Here is a 7,828-nt window from a genome sequence, read left to right as displayed (position 1 = left end):
CCCCCACCCCTATCCCCTCCCCTCAAGGGGGAGGGGGACGCATGTCGCCTGGAGCAGATGCCGAGCAAGCTTCAGTTAGGCGCAAACACCGTCACCGCCTTGGGGCGGATGAGGAAGTGGGCCGGGGTGTTGGTGACGATATCGCCGTCGGTATTGATCGGGCGGGGCTTCCTCGTGCGGATGTGGAACTCGGTGTCCTTGACGGTGCGCACCTCGTCCCAGGCGCCGTGCTCGCCGCGCCGGAAGGCGCCGAGCATCAGGCCGAACTTCCAGACGTTCTTCAATTCGAGGCTGTAGAGGTCGAGCCGGCCGTCCTCGATGGTTGCGTCATGGTGGACGACGGCGCCGCCTCCGTAGTGGACGCCGTTGCCGACGGCGATCTGCAGGGTCCTTACCCGGAAGTAGCCCGACTTGCTGCCGATGATGGCGCGGAACGGCCGGGTCGAGGCCATTACCCTGATGGCGGCGAGCGCGTAGCCGAGCTTGCCCCAGCGGCGCTTGGCCTCGCGCGTCAACCCGCGGGCGAGATCGGCGGCAAGGCCGATGCTCGCGACGTTGAAGAAGGGCTGGCCGTTGACCTCGCCGAGATCGATGGCCCGCATGTTGCCGGCAACGATGATGTCGGCGGCAGCGATCAGGTCCTCGGGGATCTCGAGGGTGCGCGCCAGGTCGTTGGCGGTGCCCATGGGCAGGATGCCGAGCGGCAGGCCGGTGGCGAGCACGCCCTTGGCCGCCGAACGGATGGTGCCATCGCCGCCGCAAACGATGACGAGGTCGGCCTCGTGCTGGCGGCGCGCGATATCGGGCGAGACTTCGTCGGGCGCCTCGAACCGCTCGATGACGACATCGATGCCGCCGTCACGCAGACGCGCGATGACCGGCTCCAGCGCCTGGCTGCCGCGCCGGGCGTTGGGGTTCACCAGCATCAAGGCACGGCGGCGGGCGGGAGGTGTCGTCATCTTGGGATTTCCTGGAGACGGGGCTGCGGGGGCAGATGGGCCAGAAGCCGGTATCCGGCAAGAGCGCCGACATTAAGTTTTGGCAATGTGCATCCGCATGAGGGGCAGTGAAATCGTCTCCTACACTCTGGCCGTCGGCGACAACTCGCTTTAGGCTCGCGCGCCAAATCACCTCAAGAAACGAGCCTGCCCATGACCAATTCCCCCATCGATCCGAATAAACTCGACAAGCTGGCGCAGGTTGCGATCAAGGTGGGGCTGCAGCTGCAGCCGGGGCAGGACCTGCTCATGACCGCCCCGATGACCGCGGCTCCGCTGGTGCGGCGCATCACCGAGCATGCCTACAAGGCCGGCGCGGGGCTGGTGACCACCATCTATTCGGACGAGGAAGCAACGCTTGCCCGCTACAAGCACGCGCGCGACGAGAGCTTCGACAAGGCGGCCGGCTGGCTCTACCAGGGCATGGCCGATGCTTTCAAGGCGAACACGGCGCGGCTCGCCATCGCCGGCGACAACCCGATGATGCTGGCCGGCCAGGACCCGGACAAGGTGGCGCGCGCCAACCGCGCCAATTCGGCCGCCTACCGGCCGGCGCTGGAGCTCATCACCGGTTTCGACATCAACTGGAACATCGTCTCCTATCCAGGGACCGCATGGGCCAAGCTCGTCTTCCCGAACGATCCCGAGGACGTGGCGGTCGGCAAGCTGGCCGACGCGATCTTTGCGGCGAGCCGCGTCGATCTCGAGGACCCGATCGCGGCCTGGAAGGAGCACAACGCCAACCTCAAGAAGCGCTGGACCTGGCTCAACGAGAAGAAGTTCCACTCGCTGCACTATTCCGGCCCCGGCACGGACCTGACGGTCGGCCTCGCCGACGGGCACCGCTGGAAGGGCGGCGCCTCGGAAGCCAAGAACGGCATCACCTGCAACCCGAACATCCCGACCGAGGAGGTGTTCACCACGCCGCACCGCGAGCGGGTGTCGGGCTATGTGCGCTCGACCAAGCCCCTCTCGCACAACGGCACGCTGATCGAGAACATCGAGGCGCGATTCGAGGACGGGCGTCTGGTGGAGCTGAAGGCCAGCAAGGGCGCCGACGTCTTCAACAAGGTGCTCGACACTGACGAGGGCGCGCGGCGGCTGGGCGAAGTGGCGCTGGTGCCCAACTCCTCGCCGATCTCGGCCTCGGGCCTCCTCTTCTACAACACGCTCTACGACGAGAACGCGGCCTGCCACATTGCCATGGGCCAATGCTATGCGGACTGCTTCGAGGGCGGCACCAAGCTCAGCCCCGAACAGATCTTCGCCCAGGGCGGCAACAAGAGCCTCATCCACATCGACTGGATGATCGGCTCGGGCGAGATCGACATCGACGGCGTCCATGCCGATGGGCGGCGCGAGCCGGTGATGCGCAAGGGCGAGTGGGCCTGAGGCTCATGACGCTGCTGCGCGGCCTCGTCTCGGGGCTGCTGACGCTGATCTCGATCGTCGGGCTCGCCCTGACGGTCATTGCCGCGGACGTCGCCAATTTCGGCGGCGAGCATGCCGGCACCAGTGCCGACGCGGCGCTGGTGCTGGGTGCGGCCGTGCTCTGGGACCGGCCCTCGCCGGTCTTTGCCGAGCGGCTGCGCCATGCCGGCGAGCTCTACCGGCAGGGCAAGGTGGAAAGAATCGTGCTCACCGGAGGCCTCAGCCCCGAGGACATGCTGACCGAAGCCGAGGCCGGGCGGCGATGGCTGCTGGCCCAAGGCGTGCCGGACGAAGCGCTGATCCTCGAGGACCGATCGCGCACGACGCTGGAAAACCTGCGTTTTTCCCAGCCGATCCTTGTCGGGAACGGCATCGAGACGGTGCTGATCGTCTCCGATCCGCTGCACATGCGGCGCGCCATGGAAATCGCCGAACGCCTGGGGATCGACGCCGCGCCTGCGCCGACGCGCACCACACGCTACCGGAGCGCCGAGACGCAGATGCCGTTCCTTGCGCGCGAAACCTGGTTCATGGCGCAATATCTCTTCCTCGGGCGATAGAGGAATTGCCTCCCCTGCCGGGCAGTGCCAGACTCGCGGGCATCACAGGGAGGAAAAAATGCTGGAAAATGCCGAGGGGCGGATCGCCGTTTCCACCTGGTCGCTGCACAGGACGCTGGGCGTCACATTCCCGCACGACCTCGACAGCAATCAGATAGGGCCGCGCGAGGAGACCTATGGGCCAGGCTCGGCGCGACTCATCGACCTGCCGCGGCTCCTCAAGTCGCACTGGATCAGCCGGATCGAGATCTGCTCGTTCCACCTGCCCTCGCGCGATGCCGGCTATATCGCGGAACTGCGCGATGCGCTCGAGGGCGCAGGCGTACGGTTGCAGACGCTGCTGATCGAAGCGGGCGACCTCAGCGACCCGGCGGCGGCCAGGCGCGACCGCGACTGGATCTCCGGCTGGGTCGAAACGGCCATCGCGCTCGGGGCCGAGCATGCACGGATCATCGCGGGCAGGCAGAGGCCCAGCCGCGAGGCGCTCGATCTGGCAGCCGAAGGGCTCAACGCCATCGCCGACCGGCATGCCGGAGCCCCGCTCCGCCTCGTCACCGAGAACTGGCTCGACCTGCTCTCGGCGCCCGAGGCCGTTCACACCCTGCTCGACAAGACGCAAGGGCGCATCGGCCTCAACGGCGATTTCGGCAACTGGAGCGGGCCGGGCAAGTATGACGAGCTCGCCTCGATCTTCCCGCGCGCCGAGCTCTGCCACGCCAAAGCGGGCTTCGCGGATGGCGCGTTGGAGGCGGACGACTATGGCCGTTGCATCGACGTGGCGGAAGCTGCCGGCTACACGGGCCCCTACACGCTGATCTTCGATGCCAAGGCGCCGGATGAATGGGCGGGGATCAATGCGGAGCGGACGTTCGTGCTGGACCAGTTGGCGGCGCGGGCGGCGGCTTAGTGCCGAGCAGAAGGCCCCCTCACCCGGCGGCTGCGCCGCCGACCTCTCCCCCAGAGGGAGAGGTGAAGCTGTGGCGATGCCCGTGCCCCACACCTCTCCCTTCGGGGGAGAGGTCGGCGCGAAGCGACGGGTGAGGGGGCCTTTTGCTTTTGCCCTTAGCCTTCCCGTCCACCCTACTCCAGCGGCTTCAGTCCACCCAGCAGCGTCGGTACCAGTTCGCTGACCGTCGGGTGGATGTGCATGGTCTGCTGCAGGAGCGTATAGGGCTTGTCGGCGGCCATATAGGCGAGGATGGTGTGGATCACCTCGTCGCCCTCGATGCCGAGGATGGCGGCGCCGAGGATGCGTTTGGTCTCGGCGTCGACAAGGACCTTCATCATGCCCTGGGTCTCGCTGCGTTCCCGCGCGCGGGCGACCTTGCCCATGGGCAGGGTGGCGACGAGCGCGGGGCGGCGCGTCTCGCGCACCTGCCGCTCGTTCATGCCGACACGGCCGAGCGGCGGATCGATATAGAGCGCGTAGGCCGGGATACGCCCGGCGAGCGAGCGCTCGCCGCCATCGAGCACGTTGTCGGCGACGATCTCGAACTCGTTGTAGGAGGTATGGGTGAAGGCGCCGCGCCCGTTGACGTCACCCATCGCCCAGATGCCGGGCACGGACGTGCGCAGGTGCTCGTCGACCTCGATGTAGCCTTTCGCGTTTGCCGAAAGCCCGGCGGCGGGAAGGTTGAGCGCATCTGTATTGGGCGTGCGGCCGAGGGCGAGGAGGAGGTGCGAGCCCTCGATGGTCCGCGCCTCGCCGCCGGCGGTGAGCGAAAGCCGCACGCCATCTCCGGTATTCTCGACGCTGACGTCCTTGGTCTCGAAGACGAACTCGACGCCTTCGGCTTCGAGGATGTCGCGGATCGCCTCGGAAATCTCGGCATCCTCGCGCGGGGCTGGCAGCTTGCCGCGGTCGATGACCGTGACCTTCGAGCCGAAGCGGCGGTACATCTGGGCGAATTCGAGCCCGATATAGCTGGCGCCGGCGATGACGAGGTGACGGGGCAGGAAGTCGACGTCCATCATCGTCGTGTTGGTGAGGTACGGCACCGTCTCGATGCCCGGCCAGTCCGGTACCTGCGGACGCGCGCCCGTGTTGATGAAGATCCTGGACGCAGCCAGCACCTCGCCGTCGACCTTGACTTCGCTGGCTGAAACGAAGCTGCCCTCGCCGTCGAAGACGGTGAGGTTCTCCATATTGCGCAACCAGTCGTTGAGGCTCTTGACCGAGGCGCCGACCACCTGGTCCTTGCGCTCTTTGACGGCCTGCATGTCGACCGAGACGCCGCCTTCCAGCATCACGCCGAAATCGGCGGCGCGGCGGGCGATCCAGGCGGCGCGGGCCGACGCGACGAGAGTTTTAGTCGGCGTGCAGCCGTCGTTGACGCAGGTGCCGCCGAGATGCGTGCGCTCGATGAGCGCGGTCTTCCAGCCGGCCTCGGCGAGGCGCGCGGCGAGGAACGGCCCGGACTGGCCGGCTCCGATGACGATGGCGTCGAACGATTGCGGCATGGGCTGGCACCTCCGGTTGGTGCGCAGACACTAAATGGGGCGCCGGCCTTTCTCAATGCTGCCCATGGTGGGCTCGATGTCACCCCACCACCGGGTCATTCCCGCGAAAGCGGGAACCTCAGTTTCTTCGACCAGTAACGTCAACGGAGGTCCCCGCATTCGCGGGGATGACCCGGCGGGTGTGGAGGTTTCGAGCCAGACCCGACCCCTACAGGACGCCTACCCAGAAAAGAGCACCGGATAGAGCGAGGCGACGAGGAGGACCGCCATGACGATGTTGAAGGTGCGCAGCCGCACGGGGTCGGTGAGGAACCGCTTCATCTGCCCGCCGACGATCGCCCAGGCGCCGGTCGAGGGCAGGTTGATGACACCGAAGACCAGCGCCACCAGCGCCACCGCCTCGAACGAGCGGCTGCCGGCGTAGACGGTGACGGCGGTCAGCGCCATCGACCAGGCCTTGGGATTGACCCACTGGAAGGCAGCGGCCTGCAGGAAGGTGATGGGCTTGCCCGCCACCGACTTCTCGCCGAGCCCGGAAGCCGTGGCGATCTTCCAGGCGAGATAGAGGAGGTAGGCGACGCTCACGACCTTGAGGACCGTATAACTCATCGGAAACGCTTCGAAGAGGCCGACGAGCCCGACGCCGACGAGGAGCACCATCACGGTAAAGCCGATGGCGACGCCGAGCGCATGCGGAACGGTGCGGCGCACGCCGAAATTGGCGCCCGACGCCATCAGCATCAGGTTGTTGGGGCCCGGCGTCACCGAGGTGACGAAGGCGAAAGCGGCAAGGGCGGTGAAGATCTCGAGGGTCATGCCCGATGGATATCAGGAAACGAAAGCGGTCAGCTACTCCGCCGCCGGCGAAATCTCGCTCAGCGGCGTCACCCGCGGCATCCGGTTCCAGGCGTCGAGGGCGGCGATCTTGTAGGCTTCGGCAAGGGTCGGGTAGTTGAAGGTGTTCTCGACGAAGTAGTCGAGGGTGCCGCCGAGGTTGAGCACGGCCTGGCCGATGTGGATGAGCTCGGTCGCTCCCTCGCCGACGATGGCGACGCCGAGGAGCTTCCTGTCCTTCAAGGCGAATATCATCTTCATCATGCCCGACTGCAGGCCCATGATGTGGCCGCGCGAGGTCTCGCGGAAACGGGCGACGCCGCACTCGTAGGGGATGCCCTGGCGGCGCACCTCTTCTTCCGACAGGCCGACGGTCGAGATTTCGGGCACCGCATAGATGCCGTAGGGGAAGAACTCGGGCGCGGGCGGCATGGCGGCGCCGCAGGCATGGAGCGCGGCGATGCGGCCCTGCTCCATCGAAGTCGAGGCAAGCGAGGGAAACCCGATGACGTCGCCGGCCGCATAGATGTGCGGAATGGCGGTCTGGAAGGTGACTGGATCGACCTTCAGGCGCCCGCGCTCGTCGGGAACGACCCCGCACTGGTCGAGGCCGAGCTCGGCGGTGGCGCCGACCCGGCCGGCCGCATAAAGCAGCATTTCCGAGCGCACCTGGCGCCCATCGCTGAGGATCGCCACCGGCCAGCCCTGCGCGTCCTTCTCGACCTTGTCGACCTTAGCGCCCAGCCGCATGGTCATGCCGCGCTTGCGCAGCTCGTGGGTGAATTCGTCGATGATCTCGCGATCGATGAAATCGAGATAATTCTCGCGCGGTTCCACGAAAGTGACCGGCACGTCGAGGGCCGAGAAGATCGTCGCATATTCGATGCCGATGACGCCGGCGCCGACGACCGTCAGCGAGCGCGGCACGCGCGGCTCGGCCACAAGGCTGTCGCTGTCGACGACCGAATGGTCGTCGAAGGGAATGTGCCCGGGCCTATAGGGCGCGGTGCCGACGGCGATCACCGCCTTGTCGAAGCCGATGACGCGCTCGTCGCCGTCATTGCCGGCGACGGCGATATGCGAGGGATCGCGGAAGCGCGCCATGCCGCCGAGGGTCCTCACGCCATTGCGGGCGAACTGGTGCTCGAGCACGTCGATCTCGTAGTCGAGGGTCATCCTCAGCCGCGCGCCGAGATCCTTGCCCTCGATGTCCTTCTTGACCCGATAGGCGAGGCCATAGAAGCCTCGCTCGCGCCAGCCGGAGAGGTTGAGCACCGTCTCGCGCAGGGTCTTCGACGGGATGGTGCCGGTGTGCACCGAAACGCCGCCGACGCGCAGGCGGTTCTCGATGACGAGCACCGAACGGCCGAGCTTGGCGGCCTGTATGGCGGCGCGGCGTCCGGCGGGGCCCGAGCCGATGACGACGAGATCGTAGGTGTCCAAATCAGCCCCCTGCGGCGTCAAGACTGACTCCCCCTAGAGGAGGCATGTGACACGGCTATTTCGGGAAGTGCAATGGGCTTGGCTCCCCTCCCCCTTGAGGGG

The 7,828-nt window shown here is 66.9% G+C and carries 7 protein-coding genes; 3 read left to right on the top strand and 4 right to left on the bottom strand.

All coding sequences use genetic code 11. The features are described 5' to 3' along the window. Positions 1 to 71 precede the first annotated feature (71 nt). Positions 72 to 959 carry a lipid kinase gene (locus tag VE25_RS07195; protein ID WP_046107932.1) on the bottom strand — a complete coding sequence of 296 codons (888 nt, stop codon included), beginning with the start codon at positions 957 to 959 and terminating at the stop codon, positions 72 to 74. 192 nt (positions 960 to 1,151) lie between these two features. Between VE25_RS07195 and VE25_RS07190 the strand changes: the two genes are divergently transcribed. From VE25_RS07190 to VE25_RS07180, 3 genes are read left to right on the top strand one after another with little or no spacing between them, the layout of a single operon-like run. Then, a complete protein-coding gene (locus tag VE25_RS07190) occupies positions 1,152 to 2,390 on the top strand; it encodes an aminopeptidase (protein ID WP_046107931.1) in 1,239 nt (412 codons plus the stop codon). Beyond that, positions 2,381 to 2,989, top strand: coding sequence for a YdcF family protein (locus tag VE25_RS07185; protein WP_052731794.1), 609 nt, complete (start codon positions 2,381 to 2,383; stop codon positions 2,987 to 2,989). The genes VE25_RS07190 and VE25_RS07185 overlap by 10 nt, the downstream gene beginning before the upstream one ends. 58 nt (positions 2,990 to 3,047) lie before the next feature. After that, on the top strand, positions 3,048 to 3,896 hold the full coding sequence (locus tag VE25_RS07180; protein ID WP_046107930.1) for a sugar phosphate isomerase/epimerase family protein: 849 nt from the start codon (positions 3,048 to 3,050) through the stop codon (positions 3,894 to 3,896). Between the two features lie 173 nt (positions 3,897 to 4,069). On the opposite strand, the gene VE25_RS07175 is transcribed toward VE25_RS07180, so the two are convergent. From VE25_RS07175 to sthA, 3 genes are all read right to left on the bottom strand, one after another. Continuing rightward, positions 4,070 to 5,449 carry an FAD-containing oxidoreductase gene (locus VE25_RS07175; RefSeq protein ID WP_046107929.1) on the bottom strand — a complete coding sequence of 460 codons (1,380 nt, stop codon included), beginning with the start codon at positions 5,447 to 5,449 and terminating at the stop codon, positions 4,070 to 4,072. 219 nt (positions 5,450 to 5,668) lie between these two features. Then, positions 5,669 to 6,265: a LysE family translocator gene (locus VE25_RS07170; RefSeq protein WP_046107928.1), complete on the bottom strand. Its 597-nt coding sequence runs from the start codon at positions 6,263 to 6,265 to the stop codon at positions 5,669 to 5,671. A 33-nt stretch (positions 6,266 to 6,298) separates the two neighbouring features. Next, positions 6,299 to 7,726 carry a Si-specific NAD(P)(+) transhydrogenase gene (gene sthA / locus VE25_RS07165; protein WP_046107927.1) on the bottom strand — a complete coding sequence of 476 codons (1,428 nt, stop codon included), beginning with the start codon at positions 7,724 to 7,726 and terminating at the stop codon, positions 6,299 to 6,301. Between the last annotated feature and the right edge of the window lie 102 nt (positions 7,727 to 7,828).

The sequence above is a fragment of the Devosia geojensis genome, from assembly GCF_000969415.1.
Lineage (GTDB): Bacteria > Pseudomonadota > Alphaproteobacteria > Rhizobiales > Devosiaceae > Devosia > Devosia geojensis.
The sequence above is the reverse complement of the archived record's forward strand: the minus strand, read 5'-3'. Positions and strand labels throughout refer to the sequence as shown.